Origin of the sequence: Nitrosospira sp. Nsp13 (assembly GCF_900101945.1) — a bacterium.
GTDB lineage: Bacteria > Pseudomonadota > Gammaproteobacteria > Burkholderiales > Nitrosomonadaceae > Nitrosospira > Nitrosospira multiformis_D.
On record NZ_FMVD01000003.1, the window covers coordinates 62,176 to 83,928 of the forward strand.

The 21,753-nt window shown below is 53.7% G+C and carries 13 protein-coding genes; 3 read left to right on the forward strand and 10 right to left on the reverse strand.

Going from position 1 to position 21,753, the window contains the following annotated elements; all coding sequences use genetic code 11:
* Positions 1-19 precede the first annotated feature (19 nt).
* Positions 20-1,564 (forward strand): cytochrome B6, encoded by a 1,545-nt coding sequence (locus BLO43_RS05165; protein WP_090906146.1) that lies wholly within the window; start codon positions 20-22, stop codon positions 1,562-1,564.
* A 247-nt stretch (positions 1,565-1,811) separates the two neighbouring features.
* On the opposite strand, the gene asd is transcribed toward BLO43_RS05165, so the two are convergent.
* Positions 1,812-2,669, reverse strand: coding sequence for an archaetidylserine decarboxylase (gene asd / locus BLO43_RS05170; protein WP_090906147.1), 858 nt, complete (start codon positions 2,667-2,669; stop codon positions 1,812-1,814).
* A gap of 223 nt (positions 2,670-2,892) precedes the next feature.
* Here asd and BLO43_RS05175 point away from each other — a divergent pair, with 223 nt between their 5' ends.
* Positions 2,893-6,987, forward strand: coding sequence for a chemotaxis protein CheB (locus BLO43_RS05175; RefSeq protein WP_090906148.1), 4,095 nt, complete (start codon positions 2,893-2,895; stop codon positions 6,985-6,987).
* A gap of 3 nt (positions 6,988-6,990) precedes the next feature.
* Here the strand turns inward: BLO43_RS05175 and BLO43_RS05180 are convergent, their stop codons facing one another.
* The 5 genes from BLO43_RS05180 to BLO43_RS05200 form a co-directional block, all read right to left on the reverse strand.
* Positions 6,991-8,826, reverse strand: coding sequence for an ABCB family ABC transporter ATP-binding protein/permease (locus BLO43_RS05180; protein ID WP_090906149.1), 1,836 nt, complete (start codon positions 8,824-8,826; stop codon positions 6,991-6,993).
* A gap of 41 nt (positions 8,827-8,867) precedes the next feature.
* Positions 8,868-9,926 carry a transporter family protein gene (locus BLO43_RS05185; RefSeq protein WP_090906150.1) on the reverse strand — a complete coding sequence of 353 codons (1,059 nt, stop codon included), beginning with the start codon at positions 9,924-9,926 and terminating at the stop codon, positions 8,868-8,870.
* 242 nt (positions 9,927-10,168) lie between these two features.
* Entirely contained in the window at positions 10,169-11,125 is a 957-nt protein-coding gene (gene cbbX, locus BLO43_RS05190) for a CbbX protein (RefSeq protein WP_090906151.1), read from the reverse strand.
* A gap of 187 nt (positions 11,126-11,312) precedes the next feature.
* Positions 11,313-11,747, reverse strand: a complete 435-nt coding sequence (locus tag BLO43_RS05195) for a ribulose bisphosphate carboxylase small subunit (protein WP_090906152.1) — start codon at positions 11,745-11,747, stop codon at positions 11,313-11,315.
* A gap of 21 nt (positions 11,748-11,768) precedes the next feature.
* Positions 11,769-13,238, reverse strand: coding sequence for a ribulose-bisphosphate carboxylase large subunit (locus tag BLO43_RS05200; protein WP_090906153.1), 1,470 nt, complete (start codon positions 13,236-13,238; stop codon positions 11,769-11,771).
* 147 nt (positions 13,239-13,385) lie between these two features.
* On the opposite strand from BLO43_RS05200, the gene BLO43_RS05205 reads away from it, so the two are divergent.
* The gene (locus tag BLO43_RS05205) at positions 13,386-14,309 is read left to right on the forward strand and encodes a LysR family transcriptional regulator (protein ID WP_090906154.1); all 924 of its coding nucleotides are present in this window, start codon (positions 13,386-13,388) and stop codon (positions 14,307-14,309) included.
* 7 nt (positions 14,310-14,316) lie between these two features.
* On the opposite strand, the gene BLO43_RS05210 is transcribed toward BLO43_RS05205, so the two are convergent.
* The 4 genes from BLO43_RS05210 to BLO43_RS05225 form a co-directional block, all read right to left on the reverse strand.
* Complete coding sequence (locus BLO43_RS05210; protein ID WP_090906155.1) at positions 14,317-15,711, reverse strand: efflux transporter outer membrane subunit; 1,395 nt, start codon at positions 15,709-15,711, stop codon at positions 14,317-14,319.
* A gap of 23 nt (positions 15,712-15,734) precedes the next feature.
* Entirely contained in the window at positions 15,735-18,911 is a 3,177-nt protein-coding gene (locus tag BLO43_RS05215; RefSeq protein ID WP_090906156.1) for a multidrug efflux RND transporter permease subunit, read from the reverse strand.
* The gene (locus tag BLO43_RS05220; RefSeq protein ID WP_254773340.1) at positions 18,908-20,071 is read right to left on the reverse strand and encodes an efflux RND transporter periplasmic adaptor subunit; all 1,164 of its coding nucleotides are present in this window, start codon (positions 20,069-20,071) and stop codon (positions 18,908-18,910) included. The genes BLO43_RS05215 and BLO43_RS05220 overlap by 4 nt, the downstream gene beginning before the upstream one ends.
* A gap of 241 nt (positions 20,072-20,312) precedes the next feature.
* Positions 20,313-21,728 (reverse strand): efflux transporter outer membrane subunit, encoded by a 1,416-nt coding sequence (locus BLO43_RS05225; RefSeq protein WP_302847679.1) that lies wholly within the window; start codon positions 21,726-21,728, stop codon positions 20,313-20,315.
* Between the last annotated feature and the right edge of the window lie 25 nt (positions 21,729-21,753).

Consider the following 21,753-nt stretch of genomic DNA (forward strand, 5'->3'; position numbering starts at 1 on the left):
TTAGATATCGGAGATCATCATGAAAAGAATAAATATCCTTATCCTGGGTTTGGGACTCGCTGGTTTAGGCGCGGGAATGAATAGCGCGATGGGTCAAACCAACAATGAGACGCGCCAGGGAAGCATGCAGGCGCCTGATGCTGTCAGCAATGCTCAAACGGTTCGCGAAACGTCCATTACGCGCCCCGAGCAGAAAAGGAGCGAGCATGACCGCTCCAATATCTTTGCTGCGCCGAACGCGGCGCCTTCATCACCCGCTTTTGACAATCAGCCCGATAAGGGAAAGATATTGGGGTTCGATTTTTATCGTGATCCACTGAACGCGAAAAAACCGATGCAAACGTTTGAGGAAATGATGAAAGCCGATGTGGCTGATCGCGCCAAAGTCATGAAAATGCAACATGAATTGCTTCTTCGGCGTTACGACCTGACTCCCCGGTTTGATCGGGAAGCGAAAATGTCACGCGGTAAGCCGCTCGCGGTGGGGCCAACCGCACGATTGGCCGGAGGAATGAGCTGGCAAAAACTTGCCAGTATGTCTCCATCGGAAATACGCAGCCAGAACGTATTCCCTTATCCCGCCTTGCCTCATCCTAAACAAACCCCGGGCGGGCAGGTTTTTCCGCAGGTTCAGGTCAATATGTTTCCGCGGCTGGAGCGGTTTGACATCGAATTCGATTTACCCGAAGCGTTCCTGCCTGAATTTCCACCAGCGATTTTTCTTCAGAACCGGCCTGAGTTGGGCGACGTTTCGCGGGGAGAAGTGGTTTCGATCAATAATTACTATCGGCTGTTCAAGGATCTTCTGACACCTGTACAGCTCGATGGCTTGCGGATGCTACTGACTCCGTTCCCGCAGGAAGAGTTTAATCCGACTGATGACCGCAAAAGCGCACACCCTAGCCTGGGGGTTACCTGTTTTGATTGCCACGTGAATGGCCACACGACCGGACAATTTCACCTCACTCCTGATATCAGACCACAGGAACGGCGCTTCCGCCTGGACACCGTCAGCTTGCGCGGCCTGTTTAACCAGCAGATTCACGGCTCGAAACGGAGCCTGCGATCGGTGGAGGATTTCACCGAATTTGAGTTTCGTACCGCTTACTTCAATGGCGACGCAATTCATTCGATGAAAAAAGGCCTTACGATTTTTGATCGAATTCACGTAAGTCATATGGCGCAGCTTCAAAATATGCTGGATTTTCCACCCGCGCCCAAGCTGGATAGCCAAGGAAGGCTTGATCCCTCTAAAGCAAACGAGAAGGAACTTCGCGGTGAAAAACTCTTTTACGGGAAAGGCCAGTGTGCCAGCTGCCATAAGCCGCCCGCTTTCCTCGACCATCAGATGCATGATCTGAAGCTTGAGCGTTTTATCAATGAGCCGGGCGATGGGCCGATGAAGACCTTTACCTTGCGCGGTATTAAAGACAGTCCTCCCTATCTGCATGATGGCCGTTTGCTAACGCTCGAAGACACGGTTGAGTTCTTCAATCTGGTATTACAGCTCAAGCTTACGGACGAGGAGAAATCTGATCTCGTGGCCTACATGCGGCAGTTATGAAGATGATATTAGCCCCGATGTGGAATAGACCAGGCAATCGGCGCAAAGATGAAGCTGCCGGGTCGGGGCTGTCTGACTGTCAACTAAGGATTATTGAGCGAGCGCGTTTAACGAAAAGATAAGCGGTCAATTTCTGGGCGCAAACTCCTGCGTGATGAGTGGAGCGTTCAATTTCTATCTCACTCACATCCAGACAGGATTAATGCGTTTAATGGCTTTGATGGGTTCGCTACGCTTCACCCATGTCCTACCGAATCTCGCCAGCTTCCGTTCCCATCATTTCCCCGAAGCGAACGGTTCGGCCGGGTGTCCAGAGTGGATTAAACACGATTCGGTTTTTGGGGAATAACATTACCACCGTTGAGCCGAGGAGGAATCGGCCCATTTCATCGCCTTTTTCGAACATCCGAGCCTGTGAATCATATCGCCAGTCGCGAAGCTGGCCGGCACGCCGGGGATTCACGACACCGTGCCACACGGTGGATATACTTCCCACGATTGTTGCACCCACCAATACCAGTACAAACGGTCCGCGTTCCGATTCAAACACGCACACGACACGTTCGTTGCGTGCAAACAGGCTGGGCACGCCCCGAACCGTACCCGGATTTACCGAGAATAGTGTGCCAGGGATATAAATCATGCGAGTCAATCGGCCACTGCATGGCATATGCACCCGATGATAATCCTTCGGACTCAAATACAAGGTTGCAAAGTTGCCGTCATGAAATTCTTCAGCCAATTCGCTATCGCCGCCCATTAGCGCAGTAGCCGAGTAATTGCGTCCCTTGGCCTGAATTATTTGATTGCTACGGATGACCCCTAACTGGCTGATGGCACCATCGACCGGACAAATATAGCTTGTCTGGGCTATGGGGCGCTTTTCTATGAGTAGCGCCCGGGTAAAGAAATCATTGAAGGTCCGGTAACTATGGATATCAGGATTAACCGCTTCACTCATATCTACCGCATAATGCTGGATGAATCGCTGAATGGCGAACGTGGTAAGTCCACCGGCATTGGCTTTGGCAAACTTGCCCGCCAATTCGGTAAGCGCCTGCTTTGGCAGCAGATATTGAGGAAATACTGATAAAGCAGTAAACACTTGGAGTACCTGTGGAGGCAAAAATAGTGGGAGATTATAATGGTTTGAGTTAATTTAGTCTCGGCATGATCGTTCAGGGTTGCGTTTATTGTTTATCTAACAAGAAACGGATCGATCCGAAAGCGAGGTACTTGTGATCTGACCTGCTCCAAATTTGAGGCACTCGTATTTGTATTTGTAAGTGCTACACTTGAATTTATAAATTACCGTTGCACTCTATTTTATGACACGGGCTGACGACAAAAAATCCGGGCCTGATGTGATAGTCTCGAATAACTCTCCATTTATGGAAAGCAATCTTCCGGATGCTAAATTTATTGATTGCATGACCGGGGGGGAGTCCGCGCTGTTTCCGATAGTGGGGATAGGGGCTTCAGCGGGAGGGGTGGAGGCACTGCAGAGATTCTTCAAGTCTTTACCGCCTGCTCGTGGTATCACATACGTCGTCGTGGTGCATCTCGCACCGGCTCATCCGAGTCATCTGGCCGATATTCTGGCAAATAGTACTTCAATCCCAGTTATTCAGGTTCTTGGCGATATGAAGGTCGCGCCGGATACCATTTACGTAATTCCACCCAATCATTATCTGATATTGGACGGCGGATTTCTGCGTCTCCAGAAGATGCCTCAATCCCGTTCCTCGCAACAAGCTATCGACCATTTCTTCATATCTCTGGCGGAAGAGCTGCAGGAAAGATCCATCGGTATTATCCTGACGGGCGCTGATCATGATGGCACCGTGGGTCTCAAGGCCATCAAAGCAGCGGGCGGGATGGTGATGGTCCAGTTGCCTGAAACAGCACAGCATCCGGGCATGCCGGGGAGCGCGGTGGAAACCGGACTGGTTGACCGCGTTTTACCGATTGAGGAGATGGGTGAAGCGCTAGCGCAGTATATCGACCGATTGACTTTATGGCAGCCCGAGCCTTCCGCGCCACCGGCAGGAGACATTCAGATCCTGCGTGAAATCACCGCGCTTTTATCCGCGCGCGGTGGGGGTGATTTTAGAGGGTACAAGGAAGGAATGCTTATGCGCCGCACCAAGCGCCGCATGGCGTTACGAGGGTTCATGGGTCTGGATGCCTATGTGACTTATCTGCGGGATAACCCCGCCGAGGTCGAAGCGCTAGGGAAGGATTTTTTAATCAAAGTCACCGAATTTTTTCGCGAACCACAGGCATGGAAGGCGCTTGAGCAACAGGTTTTGCCAAGGATCATCGAGTCCCTTGTTCCCGGTGAGCCGATACGCATATGGGTTGCAGGCTGTGCCACGGGAGAAGAGGCCTATAGCATGGGCATCGCCTTGCTTGAATTGATGAGCAAGGGCGGGTTGAATATAAAACTGAATATTATCGGCTCCGATCTCGATCGCGCATCCCTTGAGGTTGCCCGGACCGGCATTTATCCGGAAAGCATTACTACCGTGTTAAAGCCGGAGTTGCTGGCCCGCTACTTCATCAGGAACAGTGATGGCCAGTTTCAGATACGCAAGGTACTTCGGGAAGCCATTTTGTTTTCACAACACAATCTCCTGGCCGATCCGCCATTTTCCCATATGAACCTGGTCAGCTGCCGCAATCTTTTGATTTACATGAAACCGGATGTGCAAGACAAGCTACTCAGGATGTTTCATTTTGCGCTGAACCCGGAAGGTTATTTATTCTTGGGAAAATCCGAAACCATTGGTGAGCATCACGTATTTTTTGCGTCAGTGGATAAGCAACACCGTATTTATCGCTGCCTGCCCACTAAACGGAAGATGCCGATCAAACTCCCCCTGGTTCCCGATACCTCGACCACGCGCATGGGCTCAAATCCAATGGCTGGGCAGCCACCCCGCGCAGCTCATGCGGAGCTGGTGCGTGAACTTTTACTCAGGCAGCGCTCCGCCACCGCGGTGCTGATCGACCGCGACTCGCAGGTGCTCTATTTCTATGGCCCTACGCGCGAATTTGTATGGCAACCGGAAGGATCTACGACTCGTGACCTGCTGGCGATGGTGTCGGACGAGATGCGCATTGCGCTTCGCGCGGTAATTCATTCGGTCCGCAACGAGGGAAAGACGGGAGAAATCATGCTTCCTGCCCAGCCGGGAGAAAATCGCCAGCTGCGCGTCAGGGCGATTAAAGCCGGAGAAGAGAACAGCGGTTTTGTGCTGATCACTTTCGAGTACGAGCCTCTCGGCATAGAGCCGAACCAGGCGGTCACTGATGCCGAGTCATGGGCGAAACGACAGCTCGAAGACGATCTGCGCGTAACACGGCTGGATCTCGAAGCGTCGATTCAGGCACTTGAAACTAGTAACGTGGAGCTTCGTATTGCCAATGAGGAGGCAATGTCCATGAATGAGGAGCTCCAGTCAGCCAATGAGGAACTGGAAACCTCGAAGGAAGAGCTTCAGTCGGTCAATGAAGAACTGAATACCGTCAATAGCGATCTGGAGCGTACCGTTAGGGAGCTGCGCACGGCTAACGATGATTTGTCCAATTTACTGGCAAGCAGCGATCTTCCTACGCTGTTTCTGGACCGTGAACTTCATATCAAGCGTTTTACTCCCGCCTGCCGAAGGCTTTTCAGCCTCATTCCGTCCGATATAGGCCGTCCGATCGGGGATTTTGCCTCCCGGCTTGAGCCACAGGATCTTATAACGGTTGCCGGTTATGTCCAGAGCTCACGCTCGGTTGTTGAAGATGAGGTGCATACGCCCGAGGGGAATTTCTACCTGCGCCGTGTGTTGCCCTATCGTGTGGAGGAAGACCGTATTGAAGGGGTGGTGATTACTTTCGTCCCTATTGACGCGCTCAAACATGCGGAACAAGAGGTTCGGGAAAGTGAGAAACGTTTTCGCGCACTTGCCGACACGGCGCCCGTATTGATCTGGACCAGCGGTCTGGGCGGTACACTCGAATTCGTAAATCGCCGTTTTGTCGACGAGACAGGGAGCACGACTGAAGAGCTATCAGGTATGGGATGGCACCATCTTGTTCATGCCAAGGACTTACCCGGCTATCTGGCTGCGTGCTCAAGTGCGGAAGCCGTCTGCAAGGGCTACGATCACGAATTGAGATTGCGCAAAGCGGATGGCAGCTATCACTGGATGCGTTTTGTAGGAGAGCCGCGATTTGAGCGAAAACAGCTTGCCGGTTTTGTTGGTTCCAGCATCGACATTCAATATCACAAGGATGCCGAGGAACAACTGCGCAACGCGGACCAGCGCAAGGATGAATTTCTTGCCATACTGGGACACGAACTCCGCAATCCGCTATCTCCCATACGCAATGCCGCTCAGGCACTGCAATTCGTGGATTCCGACGATAAGCGCCTTTTGTGGGCGAGAGAGACCATCACCCGGCAGGTAGACCACATGACCCGCTTGGTGGATGATTTGCTCGATATTGCTCGACTCACGCGAGGCACGCTTACATTGCGAAAGGAAGCGGTAGACATGTCGGTGATCATCCATCACGCCGTAGAGTCAACCAAGGCGCTGGTTGATTCATATAAACATCATCTCACTGTAGCGATCACGAATAAGCCGCTTTTTGTCAGTGGGGATCCGGTTCGCCTGACCCAGATTGTTGAAAATCTTCTTACCAATGCGGCGAAATTCACCGAGGAGGGCGGCGAGATCTCGCTGGATGCCCGACATGAAGGGCACGAATTGGTCATGTCGGTCAGAGATAATGGAATCGGAATACCTCAACGAATGCTATCCAAGATTTTTGAGCTTTTCATGCAGGAAAAACGCGCTGTGAGAAAATCAAGCAGCGGGCTGGGTATCGGGCTTTCACTGGTATTTCAGCTCGTATCCCTGCACGGTGGCTCCATTAAAGCATCGAGCAAGGGGCAGGGACAAGGCAGCGAGTTCGTGCTTCGGCTTCCCTTGATGGAGATAACGGCTCCTCCCGCTGCAACGCCGCCTGTGAGCTCGGCGTCTGGATCAGGCACGGAATGTCTTCTGATCGTGGATGACAATATTGACAGTGCCGATTCGATGGCCATGCTGATGGCTGCGTATGGATATGAGGTACGTACGGCTTATGATTTCGAGTCCGCGCTGCAAGAGGCGGTTTCTTTTGTGCCGCATGTTGCCCTGCTTGATTTGAGCATGCCTGAACCGAACGGATTGGAGTTGGCTAGCCGATTCGGGCAAAAGGCCGAGACAAAAAACATACTGTTGGTTGCGTACAGCGGATATGGGCAGCCTGATGATATTGAGCGAAGCAGGAGTGCCGGGTTCGTACACCATTTGGTAAAGCCGGTCGACCCGGATGCGATCCATAAGCTGATAAAGTCGATAATGCTGAAGGATGGTTGAGTCTTAATCGGGCATGGGTAGGGCATCCGGCTTTTGCGTCACGCTGCTTATCCCTTGCCGTGTTTGTTCTTCCTGCTGCTGGAGTTCCCACATCTGGGCATAGGCGCCGTTTGCCGCAAGCAATTCCCGATGAGTGCCGCGCTCGATAATACTGCCTTTGCTCATAACCAGGATTTGATCTGCATCAGCAATAGTAGACAGTCGGTGAGCGATGGTCAGCGTGGTACGGTCGATGGCAACACGCTTTAATTCCGCCTGTATGGCCTTTTCCGAATTCGAATCCAGTGCCGAGGTGGCTTCGTCAAAGATCAGTATCGCAGGTTCTTTCAAAATCGCGCGGGCGATCGCAACACGTTGTTTTTCACCGCCGGATAGTTTCAATCCGCGTTCACCCACCGTGGTTTCGTACTTGTCCGGCAGGGTTTCGATGAAATCATGAATGTGTGCGGATCGGGCGGCTTCGAGTACCTCTTCGCGGCTTGCACCAGGTCGTCCGTAGGCGATATTGTAATAAATGCTGTCGTTGAACAGGACTGTATCCTGCGGGACGATACCCACCACCTTGCGCAGGCTTTGCTGTGTCACGTGGCTGATATCCTGGCCATTTATCAGAATCCGGCCGGCGGTGATGTCGTAAAAACGGAACAGCAGCCGGGCCAGTGTTGATTTACCTGAACCGCTGTGTCCAACCACGGCTAGGTTGCGGCCCGCGGGAATATCGAAACTTACATCAAACAGAATCTGGCGATTAGGTTCATAGCTGAAATCCACTCCCTCAAAGCGAACCGCCGCGTCTCCCGGAATGAGACTGGTTGCGCCCGGCTTATCCTTGATTTCCTCACTTTCAGCCAGTAAATTGAACATTTTTTCCATATCTGCCAGCGAATGTTTAATTTCACGGTAGACAAATCCGAGAAAATGCAACGGCATGGATAGTTGCAGCATGAATGCATTGATCAGTACCAGGTCGCCCAGTGTCATGCTGCCCTTGATCACCCCATCGGCCGCCAGCCACAATAGCAAGGTGACGCCTACCGCGATAATGGCGCTTTGCGCGGAGTTGAGTGCGGCGAGCGAAGTCTGGTTACGCACCGCTGCGGCTTCCCATTTCTGCATGTGCTCGTCATAGCGCCGCGCTTCCCAGGATTCATTGCTGAAATATTTGACCGTTTCGTAGTTCAGCAAGCTATCAATCGCCTGGGTATTGGCTTTTGAATCCATATCGTTCATGGTCCGGCGGAAAATCATACGCCATTCCGTAACAATCAGCGTGAGCGCAATGTAGGCGACAAGCGTCACAAAGATGATCACTGAGAACCAGATGTCATATCTGGAAAGGAGGATAGCCGCCACCAAACCGATTTCGAGCAATGTCGGCAGGATGTTGAATAGCATGAAATTAAGCAGGAAGGAAATGCCGCGCGTCCCGCGCTCGATATCGCGCGATACGCCGCCGGTCTGACGTTCCAGATGAAAGCGCAGTGACAGTGCATGCAGATGGCCAAACACCTTGATTGCTACCCGCCGGATCGCGCGCTGTGTCACCTTGGCGAATATCGCATCGCGCAATTCGCCGAACAGCGTACTGCACAGGCGCAACGCACCGTAGCCCAGCAACAGCAGAACCGGCAGGACCAGCAGGGTTTGCGGCTGGTCGAGTGCATCGACAATTTCTTTCAGAACCAGTGGTACGGCGACATTGGCGAGCTTGGCCATCAACAGGAGTGCCAGTGCCACCACTACCCGGCCTTTAAATTCCCACAGGTAGGGCAGCAAGGCGCGAATGGTTTGCCAGTCGTTGCGATTAGCCGATGGTTTTTCCAGGCGGGTGGGACGCATTATCCTAAATTGGTAGTTGGAGGGGTGAGTGAAACATTTGGCTAGAAGCTCGGGAACATATAGCGAATTCCACCTTCGATGTTCCAGTCATAGGCGCCGCGAAGATTCTGTCCAAAAATTCCGATACCCGGACGTACGAATACTCCTAATTTCCCCACTACATTCCGGCCGACTTCGAGTTCAAGGACCATGCTGCCGGCCGTGCTTCGTTCCCAATCGACCTGCCACGCGGCCTGCGCGATGGTCCACCATTTGTCGGCCCAAATCGTGTTGACTTGAACCACTGCTCTCGAAAGATTGACAGGATTTCTCACAGAATCACCGGCAACGGAGATTTGCTGTGTAATTGACCCTATCAGCAAGGATTTCCATCTGGGAAGAAATCGGGCTGTGGCGATGGTCGGGCCGACCGTATACCTGCCAAGGCCCAATCGCGCATCTTCAGCAGTGGGTAATGTCGTTATCACGCCGAGCAGCACGGCGTATTCGGGCGTATTGTACGCACGCCATGCAGTCAGGATGGAAAGGTCACCGAAGCCTTGCGTGGTCATGGTACCCGAACGACCTGGAATGCTCGTACTCACATACGGCGCTGATATGCTGAGCACGTAATTTCGCTGGAATGGTAGATCGACACGGCCCGCGCCAAAGAGGACTCGCCCGCCTTCTGGGGCATCAATGTATTGGGAGGTGAACTGTACCCGTCCCACGATCGCCGTGGGGTCGGTTCCGAACTTGGCGGCCTGTTGTCTGAGATGCTCCGCTTCTTCCCGCTGCTCCGACGTGAGGTGCTGAGGTCCCAGCCGAGGAAAGATACGACGCTCCCGAGCCGGGCCATCATGCTCTTCCGCGGAATCGTTTATTTCCGTCTGCGGGGCTGAGGCGGGTTCGCTCCGCACCGGCTGTTTTGGCACTGATTGTTGTCCCAGCGCTAGAGGAGAATATACCGTCAGTAGCGGAATTATCGCTATAAGCCCACCGCATGCTGTTGCGAGACTACAACTCAAGTCCTTTACCTGATGCAGCATTTGGGAATGGTAGCGTATGGCGAAAGGTTCTTTCAGAACCGGGAGTACGGCGATATTCGCGAGCTTGGCCATCGCCAGAAGTGCCAGAAAGGAGCAAATGGTTAGTTATAATTAGCCAATGGTTTTTTCAGACGGGTAGGGTGCCTCACCTACTGGCCCGGAGAGGAAATAGTATACCGGGGAAAGCCGGTATTGCGGGGGTTCAAGGTAAGTTAGTGCTAGGTTGGACTGGATTTTAGGATCAAGTCCTGTACGAAGAATTTCAGGTGAATCTGCCAACCCAGACTGCACCTGAAGAATCTATATCAGATCAATCAGTTGGCGGGTGGTATCTGGTTCGCACCTTCATCGCCATCCAGATCAACCGCTCCTTCCTTGAAGACCCGACTCGCACGAATGTCCTCGGCCTCGATAGTCATCAGGTCGATCCGCGAAAGATTTTTCTTTGCTCCTCCGAATAAGCGATTGGCCTGTCGCAGGCGTGCCCGGTCAAGGGCGTTGCGAATGGAGCGCGCATTGGCAAAATGCTCCAGCTTCATTCGTAGCCGGATATACTCGCCGAATGCATTCTCGCCCTCGGGACTGAGGCGGTAGTTCTGTGCAGCCAGCATGAGTTTGGCGATTGCAAGCAATTCATCGGCACTATAGTCGGGAAAATCGATGTGATGGGCGATACGTGAACGCATACCGGGATTGCTGTGGAAGAATTTATCCATCCGGTCTTTGTAGCCCGCCAGAATCACAACCAGATCTTCACGATTGTTTTCCATGGTTTGCAAAAGGATTTCAATTGATTCCGCGCCGTAATCACGTTCGTTCTCAGGCTTGTAAAGATAATAGGCTTCATCAATGAATAATACGCCGCCCATTGCTTTCTTCAATACTTCCTTGGTTTTCGGCGCGGTATGGCCGATATATTGACCCACCAGATCGTCGCGAGTGACGGAAACAAGATGTCCCTCACGTACATAACCCAGGCGGTGCAGGATCTCCGACATGCGTAACGCCACGGTGGTTTTGCCGGTACCGGGATTGCCGGTAAAGCACATGTGCAGGCTGGGCGCCCCAGCGGTCAGATCCAGCTTCTTGCGCACGCGGTCAACGAGCAATAGCGCCGCAGTCTCCCGGATGCGGGTTTTCACGGGCTTCAGGCCAATCAATTCAAGATCAAGCTTATCCAGTACTTCCTTGATGTTGGAAGCGCGAAATTCAGCGTCCAGATCAACTGAACCGTTATCGGAGGGGGCAAGTTCCTTTGATGGTTTTTTCATATTTTGATCCCCACAAATGAAGTACGTAAGATATTAAACGCGCACGCTGGTTGTGTCTGATTTGTAAACGAGTTGTACCCCGGGTTCAGGAGCGGGCACGGGTAGATGGAGAATGTAATTCATCATCCCCATCCACCTTTGCCCAGATGAGTTCCCCTTCCCTGAAAAGGAAGGGGAGGAGCCTTCATTAGTACCGTTCGGATTCCGCTTTATCGGTTGCGTAGGAATGAATAGTGTAACGAATGCTACGGCCTTCCACTTCCTGGCGTACCAGGCCAAAGCCAGGTTCTGACTTGGGACGGTTAACGATATACGACATCGTCGGGCTTTCCACCCCGCGCGCCGAGTTAAATGCGGTTACCCGGATATAATGATTCGGATAAGTTTTGCGGCAGTCATTGATCTCCGACAGGATCCCGGCAGGATCTTTCAGGTCAAACATCGGGTTGCCGAACATTTCCCAATATGTATTGCGCGGGTGGGGGTCGTCGGTGTACTCGATCCCTATCGCCCAGCCGTTCTTTAACGCATATTTGATTTGCGCGGAAATCTGTTTATCCGTCAGCGGAGGCAGGAAAGAGAACTGTCCTTGCGTGACGCGATTTCCTACATTGGTCATCATAATTATTTCTCCTATGTATGGTTAGACGCTGGCCGTGGTTGAGGGCACGAAATCGGCAGTGTCGGTTGATTCGTAATTGAAGGTAATATCCTTCCATGTATCCAGCGCCTGTTTGAGCGGCGTGCACCATTTGGCAGCTGCCTGAAGAATCTGTGGACCTTCTTTCACGTAGTCACGACCTTCGTTACGTGCCAGTATCATGGCTTCCAGTGCAACGCGATTGGCAACCGCTCCGGCTTGTATGCCCATCGGATGACCGATGGTGCCACCGCCAAACTGCAGTATCACATCTTCGCCAAGGTAATCCAGCAACTGGTGCATCTGGCCCGCGTGAATGCCACCCGAAGCAACCGGCATGACCTTGTTCAGCGATGCCCAGTCTTGATCGAAGAACAGGCCGTGTTCGAGACTTTGCGGTGTATGGGTATCGCGCAGGGTATCGTAAAAGCCTTTGATCATGAGCGGGTCACCCTCGAGCTTGCCAACGACAGTGCCGGCATGAATGTGATCCACACCCGCCATCCGCATCCACTTGCAGATCACACGGAAGTTCATGCCATGATTCTTCTGGCGCGAGTAGGTTGAGTTACCGGCGCGGTGCAGGTGAAGAATCATGTCGTTCTTGCGCGCCCATTTGGCCATGGACTGAATCGCGGTATAGCCGATTACCAAGTCAATCATGACAATGACCGAACCCAGCGACTTGGCGAATTCGGCGCGCTCGTACATGTCTTCCATGGTACCCGCGGTGATGTTCAGGTAATGGCCCTTGACTTCACCGGTAGCGGCGGAAGCCTTGTTAACCGCCTCCATACAGTAGAGAAAACGGTCGCGCCAGTGCATGAAGGGCTGTGAATTGATGTTCTCGTCGTCTTTCATGAAGTCGAGACCACCCTTGAGGCCTTCGTACACCACACGTCCATAGTTGCGGCCGGAGAGCCCCAGTTTCGGTTTGGTGGTGGCGCCCAGCAACGGCCGGCCAAATTTGTCGAGGCGTTCGCGCTCTACCACAATACCCGTGGCGGGACCTTGGAAGGTTTTCAGGTAAGCGACCGGGATGCGCATATCTTCCAGACGTAGCGCTTTCACGGCTTTGAAACCAAATACATTGCCGATGATGGAGGCGGTCAGGTTGGCGATGGAGCCTCCTTCGAACAAGTCCAGATCATAGGCAATGTAGGCGAAATACTGGGCTTCGTTCTTGGTGCCAGGACCGGTATTGGGCACGAGTTCAGAACGGTAGGCTTTGGCGCGGTAGAGTTCGCAGGCGGTCAGCCGGTCAGTCCATACCACAGTCCAGGTGGCGGTGGAAGATTCGCCGGCAACAGCGGCGGCGGCCTCTTCATGATCCACCCCTTCCTGGGGTGTAATACGGAACAAAGCAATGACGTCAGTTTCTTTGGGTACATAATCAGAATCCCAGTAACCCATTTTTTTGTATGGCAGTACACCGGATTTATAGCGATCCTTGCCAGTTAGCTCTTCACTCATGTCAATTCTCCTCGTAAGGGTAGATAAAGGTAGTACAGAAGGAATTCTAATCGGAATTATTATAAACAACAGTCACATGTTTTGATTGTTATGATAACATTTTGCTTATAGGTAATTACTCAAGATCTATCTGAGCAAGAATAGATTATGCTGCATCTCACTCTAAGACAATTAAAAGTTTTCGAATCGGTTGCCCGCAACCTGAGCTTTTCGCGCGCGGCGGAAGACCTCTTCCTAACACAACCCGCGGTTTCCATGCAAATCAAACAATTAGAGGACAATGTCGGTTTGCCCCTATTTGAGCAACTGGGCAAGAAAATTTATCTGACTGACGCCGGACGTGAGCTTGATCATTATAGCCGGGCGATTTCCCAGCAACTGGCCGATATGGAACTTGCGCTGGATGAATTGAAGGGTCTCGAGCGGGGTAAGCTCCATATCTCGGTGGTAAGCACCGCCAATTATTTTGCCCCGCACCTTCTGGCCAGGTTTTGCCAACGCTACAGCGGCATTACCGTCAACCTTAATGTTTCCAATCGGGAAACGGTGCTGAAGCAATTATCCGACAATGTAATCGATCTCGCCATTATGGGCCAGCCGCCGGATGGCCTGGACATCGCCACTGACTCATTCATGGAAAACCCGCTTGTGGTCATTGCTCCCCCGGATCACCCGCTATGCAAGGTTCGCCAGATTCCGGTAAAAAGACTGGAACAGGAAACGTTCCTGGTGCGCGAGCCCGGTTCCGGCACACGTGGAGCCATGGAGCGCTTCTTTATGGCACATCATATTTCTATTAACCGAGGCATGGAAACCGATACCAGCGAAGCGATCAAACAGGCGGTGCAGGCGGGAATGGGGCTCGGTATCATGTCATTGCACACCGCCGAACTGGAGCTGGAGACCAAGCGGCTGAGAATTCTGGATGTACAGGACTTTCCTATCATGCGTCACTGGCACGTGGTGCACCGGAAAAATAAGCGTCTTTCAAGCGTGGCTCAGGCATTCAGGACGTTCTTGCTGAAGGAAGCGCCTGAGTTGATGCCAAGCTTAACAGGAGTGGCAAAATAGAGGCCCACTAGGTTGGTGACCAGCCTCCCCCCAAAGCCCTGTAGAGTTGAACGATGGATACCAGATGCAGACGGTGTGTTGCCGTGAGGGCAAATTCGGCATTGAACAGATTACGCTTGGCAAGTAGCACATCCACATAGCTCGTAATGCCTCCTTTGTAGCGAGCGTCGGCCACACGCAACGCTGAGCGCAGCGCCTCGACCTGCTCCTGCTGTGCTTGGCGCTGATCATTGGCGGTGCGAATAGCCACCAGGGCGTCTTCCACCTCCTTGAATGCCACCAGGATGGTTTGTTCATATTGTGCCAACACCTGCCTTGCCTGGGCTTCTACGGCCCGTTGATCGAACCCCAGGCTTTGCGCATTCAGCAATGGGCCGGCCAGCCCGAGTCCGCCCGCCCCAAACTCGCTTCCCGAGAGCAGCAGATTGGATAAAGCCGGACTGGCTACCCCCAGAAAGCCCGTAATCGTGAGCTTGGGAAATCGTGCTGCTTTGGCCATCCCGATTCTGGCGGTGGCCGCCGCCAGCGTTTGCTCCGCCTGGAGAATATCGGGACGCCGTTGCAGCAGCTCGGAAGGCAGCCCAGCCGGCACTTCCGGCGGCATCAGCTGTTCCGTCAGCGAGTGGCCTCGCACAATCGGCACCGGGTTCTTTCCGAGCAGTACACTCAGTTCATTTTCCTTCTGTACCATTTGCCGTTCCAGTTCCGCCACTCTGGCCATCGCGTTGGCCCGCTCCGCCTCGAACTGATCCAGATCAAGGCGGGAAATCAACCCGCCTTGCAATTGGGCCCGGGAAATGGCAACCGATTCTTCCCACGACGACAGGGCGCGACGGGCAATATTCAGTTGCATATCAAATTGCAAAAGATCGAAGTAGGACTGTGCCACCGAACTGACCAACGTCAGCACTATCGCCCGGCGATTCTCCTCGCGTGCCATCAGATCGGCGCGGGCTGCCTCATTGGCGCGGCGGAGCCTGCCCCAGATATCCAGCTCCCAATTCAGGGTCGTCTGTCCAAAATAATTGAAGGGTGTCGGGAAACCGGGAATAAGGAAGCCGCCGAGGGTGCCCATCGCAGGTGCATTGGCACTGATGTCCATTTTTGGAAGAAAATCCATGCGGGCTATGCGCAGGCGGGCCTGGAGTTCCTCGACGCTCGCCACCGCCTGTTTGAGATTCCTATTCTCCAGCAAGGCCTGGTTGATGAGCCGCTGAAGTTCTTCATCCTGAAGAAGCTCCCACCAGGGAAGATTGGCGATGGATTGTCCTTCCGTTTCTGCCATACGAAACTTCTCGGCGGTGTCGATAGGAGGCCGGAAATAGTCGGGTCCCATGGCGCAAGATGCCAGGAGCAAGCTGGAGATTAATAGAATGCTGACTTTATTATGGTGTTGCATCATGCCGTTTCCTGTCGGGTGCACATTTATGATTCTTCTTTTGTGGAGGAAGCAACCTCAGTTGAAACCCGCTGAGTTTCAGCCGTTGAACCCTTACCTCGTCGCACGATCTTTCCAATGGTCACAAAAAAAAGCGGCACAAAAAAGATGGCTAGAAATGTGGCGGCCAGCATTCCTCCAAACACGCCCGTTCCAATGGAGTTCCGGCTCGCCGCACCAGCTCCGGAAGCCACCACAAGGGGGAACACGCCCAGAATAAAGGCCAGGGAAGTCATAACAATAGGTCGAAAACGGAGACGTGCCGCTTCGAGCGCAGCGTCAGCCAGTGACACTCCCGCTGCATATCGTTGATTGGCAAACTCGACGATCAGGATTGCATTTTTTGCTGCCAACCCGATCAACGTCACCAGTCCGATCTGAAAATAGATGTCATTGGATAGCCCCCGCGTCCATATGGCCAGCAACGCACCCAAAATTCCAAATGGTATTGCGAGAATGACCGCGAATGGAATGGACCAGCTTTCGTACAGGGCGGCCAGTACCAGAAAGACCATGAGCAGGGCGAAGGCAAACACCAGGATGGACTGTCCTCCCGCTTTATGCTCCTGGAACGATATCCCGCTCCAATCGATTGCGTAGCCCCGGGGAATCAGGATTTCGTTCGCTACCTGTTCCAATGCCTCAAGCGCTTGTCCTGAACTGTATCCTGGTGCGGCGCCTCCCAGTACAAGCGCGGTGTTGAACCCGTTGAAATGCGTGACCGGGTCCGGTCCGCTGGTAAATTCGGTGGTGACGACCGAGTCCAGCGGAATCATGGTGCGCCCCTCGTTATTCTGGGCGCGCACATAGACCTTGCTGATATCGTCGGGGCTGGACCGATACTCCGGAAGAGCCTCCGTTTGCACCCGATAGATACGGCCGAATTTTACGAAATCGTTGATATACAGATTCCCGAAATAAGCTTGCATGGTATCGAAGACTTCGGAAATGGGCACCCCCAGCGCCTTTGCCCGCTCCCGGTCTACCGTGGCATAGAGACGAGGGGCGCTCACACGGAAATTCGTACTGGCAGCCGCGATCGCCGGATGTTCTGTCGCCTTGGCTACAAATTCCTCAGCGACGGCGGCGAACTCGGCAAAATCGCCCCCGCTGGGATCCTGTAATTGGAGGGAAAAACCTCCCGTGGAACCGAGGCCCCTGATCGAGGGGGCATTAAAAGCAAGGATTAAAGCCTCGGGGATTTTGGCAAATTCCTGAAAAGCCGCTGCAATAAGGCCGGGCGCCTGCTCTTCGGCATTCCTGCGCGTATCCCAATGATGCAGCGGGATAAACATCGTTGCCTGATTCGTCCCACGCGTCCCGAAAACAAAATTCTGCCCGGCCAGTGTATCTGTCGAGTGAACGGCGGGAATCGATTGGAAGTAACTTTCGATTTTACTCAGTACCTCTATCGTTCGTGCCTTGGAGGCGCCATCCGGCAACTGGACGATGGTAATAAAGTAGCCCTGATCTTCCTCCGGAAGGAAACTGCCCGGAATGGTTTTGAACAGGCCCAGGATGACCGCTATCAGCGTTCCGAAGACTACCAGGGCTATCACCGATCGTTTCAGGATGACTCCAACAGTCCCCACGTAGCGGGTCTGAACCCAGTCAAACGACCGGTTGAACATTTTCCAGATTCCCTTGGGCTGGCCGTGACCCGGCTTGAGAACCAGGGCGCACAGCGCGGGGCTCAGGGTAAGCGCCACGAATCCCGAAATGGCCACCGACAGGGCGATGGTAATTGCAAACTGTTTGTATAGTTCACCGGTGATTCCACCCAGAAAAGCAACCGGTACAAACACGGCAGCCAGCACCAGGACGATTGCAATGACCGGCCCGGTCACTTCGTCCATCGCCTTTTTGGCCGCATCCTTGGGCGACAGGCCGCCCTTGGTCATGTGCCGCTCAACATTCTCCACCACCACGATCGCATCATCCACCACGATGCCGATGGCCAGGACCATGCCGAACAGGGTTAGTGTGTTAATCGAAAATCCCAGCGCCGCCATGCCGGCAAGCGTTCCAATGAGCGAAATGGGAACGGCGATGGCTGGAATGAGTGTTGCACGCCAGCTCTGTAAAAAAATAAAAACGACCAGGATGACCAGGAGGGTTGCTTCAACGAGTGTCTTCACGACCTCCTTGATGGAAACTTCGATGAAGGTAGTGGTGTCGTAGGGGATATCGTAGGACACCCCCGCAGGAAAACTCCTGGTGAGCTTGTCCATTTCCTCGCGAACCCGCTGGACGGTGTCGAGCGCATTGGCTCCCGGCGCAAGAAAGGTCAAAAGAAACGTATTGGGCTTTCCATTCCATCGGCCTTCAAGATCATAAGATTGGGCGCCCAGTTCTACTCGCGCGATATCCCGCATTCGTACCATGGAGCCATCCGGATAGGCTCGCACGATCATGTCCTCGAATTCGTTTACCTCGCTCATTCGGCCGCGCGTAATGACCGGGATGGTGAGTTCCGTGCCCTGAGCCGTGGGCTCACGGCCTATTCTTCCCGCCGGGAAATCCCGGTTCTGCTCACGCACGACTGCCGCAACCTCGGTCGGCGTGAGATCGAGTTGCGCCATCCGGACGGGATCGAGAATCAATCTCATGGAATAGTTCTGGCCGCCAAAGATGGTGGCGTCCCCGACACCCGGAAGCCGTTTGACGCTATCGAGAATTCGAAGCAGGGCATAGTTTGAGAGGAAAACGGTGTCATGCCTGGGGTCGGTGGAGCTCAGCGCAATGACCGCCAGCAGATCCGGTGATGTCTTTTTAACGGTGATGCCCTGGCGAATGACCTCGTCCGGCAACTGTGGTTCGGCAAGGCGCTGCCGGTTCTGTGTCTGGACCTGTGCGATATCCACGTCGGTTCCAATTTCGAACGTGAGCCTCATCGTCATATGCCCGTCATTCGTGCTGGTGGAATCGTAGTACAAAAGGTTATCGATACCGGGGAGTTGTACCTCGATCGGACGCGCCACGGCCTCCGCGACGACTTCCGCGCTGGCACCAGGATAGTCCGCGTCAATCTGCACCATGGGCGGCGTAATTTGTGGAAACTGTGCGATGGGCAGCGTCTTTAACGAGACCAGGCCGACGACCACAATAATGATGGACAGGACCGATGCAAAAATTGGACGATCAATGAAAAAATGGGGACTCATGGTGTCTTTTGCGCGTCTTGTTCCTCTGGACGGTCATTCGAAGAAGTCTTTCCATTCCGGTATGGAATGGTGCTCACTTGAATGCCTGGCCGCACGCGATGAAAACCTTCCACGACCACCCGTTCTCCAGAATGGAGACCGTCTTCGATCAACCATTCGTTCCCACGCCACGAACTGGCATGAATCGGACGAAATTCGGCCTTGTCTTCTGCATCGATCACATATACGAATGATCCTTTGGGCCCCTGCTGAACGGCCCGCTGCGGGATGAGCATGGCGCCGGTCCGGATGTAACCCTTGAGACGAATCTTGACGAACTGTCCAGGATAAAAGTAGGACTGCCCGGGAGAATATCCCCCTTCCGGATTGGGAAACATAAACCGCGCCTGTAGCATACCCGTCTCGGACCGTAAGGTAACACCAGCAAAATCCAGTATTCCTTCCCCGGGATATACACTCCCATCAGAAAAGGTCATCACGCCGCGTAATTGAAAAATATCCGGCCGCTGGACTTTATGTTCAGCGAGTTCGCGGCGGCGCCGGAGCAGGTAGCTTTCCGGAACGCTCACATTGACGTACATGGGATCCAGTTGATCAATGGTGGTCAGAAGGGTCGTCTGGGCGGAGATCAATCTGCCTTCATAGAAATGGCTGCGACCGATGCGGCCATTCACGGGAGCGGTGATGAGGGTGTTGTCGAGATCGAATTTTGCCTTGACCAGATCGCTTTGCGCAGCCTCCAGTGCGGCCCTGGTGCCCAGCACTGCCGCTACGGCATCATCGACATTTTTTCGGCTGACGGCCTGTTCCTCAAGAAGCGGTTTCACGCGAGCTAAGTCCTGCTCAGCCTGGACGAGCTGGGACTGAGCCTGGGCCACCCTGGCTTTGCCACTGAGGTAAATGGCTCTGAAGGGCACAGGATCGATGAGATACAACTGGTCATCCTTCCTGACATTTCGGCCCTCGGTAAAAAAGACCTTTTTAATGATCCCGGTTACTTGCGGCCGAATCTCCACGGGGCGAAAGGCCTCCGTTTGCCCGATAAACTCCGGCTCATCCGGGACCGTTTGAGTGGTGACGGTAATGACTTCTACTTGAGGGACGGGTGGAGAGGGAGGGGGCGCTTTCTCTGAGCAACCGGCAAGCAGAATCGGAAGCATCAGAAGTAGCCCGGCATTCATGCGAACAATGACAGCCCTATCTCTGATGGCCGGCGTTATTAACCATTGGATTGTCAAGTACATATGCATGGCTCTTGGATTATCCCGGAGAAAATGAAATCCTGGAAAGAAGATTTATGGCATTCAAGGTGTTATCGGAAATTTCAGTTTTTGGGAAATCGGATTCAGGTAGAAATCCAAAGAAACCTTCCGTTCGCGGCCGTCGATGACGCGGCATCGATCATCCCGGCATCCAACCTCCGCCTAAGGCCTTGTAGAGTTGAACGACGGACACCAGATGCAAACGGTGTGTAGCCGTGAGAGCAAATTCGGCCTCGAAAAGCAAGCGCTTGGCAAGGAGCACATCCACATAGCTCGTAATGCCCCCCTTGTAGCGAAGGTCGGCCACTCGCAACGCTGAGCGCAGCGCTTCGACCTGCTCCTGCTGCGCATTGCGCTGATCATTGGCGGTGCGAATAGCCACCAGGGCGTCTTCCACCTCCTTGAATGCCACCAGGATGGTTTGCTCGTATTCGGCCAATACTTGCCTCGCCTGGGCTTCAGCTGCCCGTTGGTCGAACCCCAGGCTTTGCGCATTCAGCAATGGGCCGGCCAGCCCCAGTCCGCCCACTCCAAACTCGCTGCCGGAGAGTAGTAGATTTGACAAGGCCGGGCTGGCTACCCCCAGAAAACCGGTGATCGAGAGCTTGGGAAATCGCGCTGCCTTGGCCATCCCGATTCTGGCGGTGGCCGCCACCAAGGTTTGTTCCGCCTGGAGAATATCAGGGCGCCGTTGCAACAGCTCGGAGGGCAGCCCGGCGGGCACTTCCGGCGGCATCAGCTGCTCCGTCAGCGAGTGGCCTCGCATAATCGGCACCGGGTTTTTTCCGAGCAGTACACTCAGTTCATTTTCCTTCTGAACCAACTGCCGCTCTACTTGCGCCACTCGGGTAGCGGCGTTGGCCCGCTCCGCTTCGAACTGATCCAGATCGAGGCGGGAAATCACGCCTCCTCGCAGTTGTGCCCGGGAAATGGCAACCGATTCTTCCCATGACAATAGGGCGCGCCGGGCAATACTCATCTGCATATCAAATTGCAAAAGATCGAAGTAGGACTGTGCCACCGAACTTACCAACGTCAGCACTATCGCCCGGCGATTCTCCTCGCGTGCCATCAGGTCGGCGCGGGCGGCCTCATTGGAGCGGCGGAGCCTGCCCCAGATATCCACTTCCCAATTCAGGGTCGTCTGGCCGAAATAACTGTAGGGTGTCGGAAAACCGGGGCGAAGAAATCCGCCGAGCGTGCCAAATGCCGGGGCGTTGGCACTTATGTCCATTTTGGGAAGAAAATCCATGCGAGCGATGCTCAGGCGGGCCTGGAGTTCCTCAATGCTCGCCACCGCCTGCTTGAGATCCCTATTCTCGAGCAAGGCCTGGTTGATGAGCCGCTGAAGCTCTTCATCCTGAAGAAGCTCCCACCAGGGAAGGTTGGCGATGGACTGCCCTTCCGTTTCTGCCATACGAAACTTCTCGGCGGTGTCGATAGGAGGCCGGAAATAGTCCGGTCCCATGGCGCAGGATGCTAACAGAAGGCTCGGAAGTAACAACAGTATGCGGATTCGGCGGTGATATCCTGTCTTCAATGAAAGAGCCGCCACTGTTAATTTTCCGGGTGTAGCGGAA